The sequence below is a fragment of the Staphylococcus sp. EG-SA-15 genome (assembly GCF_017151895.1).
Classification (GTDB): domain Bacteria; phylum Bacillota; class Bacilli; order Staphylococcales; family Staphylococcaceae; genus Staphylococcus; species Staphylococcus aureus.
On the sequence record NZ_JACVZN010000093.1, the window covers coordinates 1 to 347 of the forward strand.

The following is a 347-nucleotide window of genomic DNA, read 5'->3' on the forward strand; positions in this document are numbered from 1 at the left end:
GCTTACTTACAGCTCCCCAAAGCATATCGTCGTTAGTAACGTCCTTCATCGGCTTCTAGTGCCAAGGCATCCACCGTGCGCCCTTAATAACTTAATCTATGTTTCCACCATTTTTATAAGTCAAACGCTCACATACTGTTTCGTTTTCATTATTTAAAATGCTCATTTACAGAAGTAAACTCCGCTTTCAAATAATTCAACTCATTGTCTGCTAAACGTTTTCTTTTATAAAAAGATTTAAACGCGTTATTAATCTTGTGAGTGTTCTTTCGAACACTAGCGATTATTTCTTATGAATTCAAGCTTATTTAAAACTCTTTATTCACTCGGTTTTGCTTGGTAAAATC

General features: G+C 34.9%; 1 rRNA gene. It reads right to left on the reverse strand.

Annotated elements, in window-relative coordinates:
- A 23S ribosomal RNA gene (locus IDG64_RS14485) occupies nt 1–97 on the reverse strand; the annotation flags it as partial.
- Nucleotides 98–347 lie beyond the last annotated feature (250 nt).